General features: G+C 40.0%; 2 tRNA genes and 2 rRNA genes. All 4 read left to right on the forward strand.

The window, feature by feature from the left end:
* A 16S ribosomal RNA gene (locus J8281_RS18810) occupies positions 1-528 on the forward strand; the annotation flags it as partial.
* Between the two features lie 213 nt (positions 529-741).
* Positions 742-815: transfer RNA gene (locus tag J8281_RS18815), tRNA-Ile, on the forward strand.
* A gap of 165 nt (positions 816-980) precedes the next feature.
* Positions 981-1,054 (forward strand) — tRNA-Ala (locus J8281_RS18820).
* A gap of 708 nt (positions 1,055-1,762) precedes the next feature.
* A 23S ribosomal RNA gene (locus tag J8281_RS18825) occupies positions 1,763-1,899 on the forward strand; the annotation flags it as partial.

Raw genomic sequence — 1,899 nt, forward strand, 5'->3', positions numbered from 1 at the left:
ACAGCTTTAGAGATAGAGTTTTCTTCGGACAGATCACAAGGTGCTGCATGGTTGTCGTCAGCTCGTGCCGTGAGGTGTCAGGTTAAGTCCTATAACGAGCGCAACCCCTGTTGTTAGTTGCCAGCATGTAAAGATGGGAACTCTAGCAAGACTGCCGGTGCAAACCGCGAGGAAGGTGGGGATGACGTCAAATCATCACGGCCCTTACGTCCTGGGCCACACACGTGCTACAATGGTAGGTACAGAGAGCAGCCACTTGGTGACAAGGAGCGAATCTATAAAGCCTATCACAGTTCGGATCGGAGTCTGCAACTCGACTCCGTGAAGCTGGAATCGCTAGTAATCGGATATCAGCCATGATCCGGTGAATACGTTCCCGGGCCTTGTACACACCGCCCGTCAAGCCATGGAAGCTGGGGGTACCTGAAGTCCGTCACCGTTAAGGAGCGGCCTAGGGTAAAACTGGTAACTGGGGCTAAGTCGTAACAAGGTAGCCGTACCGGAAGGTGCGGCTGGAACACCTCCTTTCTAGAGATTTTCTTTATTTGGTTTTATGGTTAAGTATAGGATTGAATAAAGAAGACGCTGATACTATTACGCAAGGGTATTGTTTGACTTTATTTTTGAGTTTAGTCTTAATTGCTGTCGATTAATTAATTAGTTGTTAGTTTATGGTTGTTAGTTGTTAGTTTTTTTTCTAATTGCTATCAACGACAAACCATCAACCCTCAACTATGAAGAAGTCTCATAGCTCAGCTGGTTAGAGCGCTACACTGATAATGTAGAGGTCGGCAGTTCGAGTCTGCCTGAGACTACGGAATGATGAATGTAGAATTCAGAATTTTGAATTCAGAATTCAGAATATTAGATTTTACATTTATAGTTTTGAAAGTTCATTGGAAAGATATTGAAAAAGGAAATTTTAGAAGTTGAGAATTCTAAATTCGTAATTCTGAATTCTACATTCTGAATTCAAGAAGGGGGAATTAGCTCAGCTGGCTAGAGCGCCTGCCTTGCACGCAGGAGGTCACCGGTTCGACTCCGGTATTCTCCACTTTTTTTAATTATGCATTAAGAATTCTAAATCAAGAGTTTTTAGTTATAATTATTATCTAATTCATAATTCTGCATTCAGCATTTTGAATTAGAAAAACGTTCATTTTATAATGCATATGAGATTTAGCCTTTAGGGGCTAGAGCATCCCGATCTAGCATCGGGAAGGTCACCGGTTCGACTCCGGTATTCTCCACTTTTTTTAATTATGAATTAAGAATTCTGAATTAAGAGTTTTTAGTTATAATTATTATCTAATTCATAATTCTGCATTCAGCATTTTGAATTAGAAAAACGTTCATTTTATAATGCATATGAGATTTAGCCTTTAGGGGCTAGAGCATCCCGATCTAGTATCGGGAAGGTCACCGGTTCGACTCCGGTATTCTCCACTTTTTTAATTATGAATTAAGAATTCTGAATTCAGAGTTTTTAGTTCTAATTATTATCTAATTCATAATTCTGGATTCAGCATTCTGAATTAGAGAATCGTTCATTGACATATTGATCATAAGAAATACGAGCACACACTTAAGGTGTGTGATAAAAAAATAAAGAAGTAGTACTTAGGTAGTAAGTACAGTGTATTTAAGTATAGAGTATTTAGATTTTTAGGTCTAGCATCTAAGTTCTAGTATCTCACTACTGACTGCTATGTACTCATTACTGATTACTACGTAAAAATAAGAGCAAGTTAAAAGCAAAGACACATAAGCTAGATAAGGGCGTATGGGGAATGCCTAGGCTCTCAGAGGCGAAGAAGGACGTGATAAGCTGCGAAAAGCTGTGGTGAGGGGCACATACCTGTTGATCCGCAGATATCCGAATGGGGCAACCCGGCATGT

The sequence above is a fragment of the Aquimarina sp. U1-2 genome, assembly GCF_017897595.1.
Lineage (GTDB): Bacteria > Bacteroidota > Bacteroidia > Flavobacteriales > Flavobacteriaceae > Aquimarina.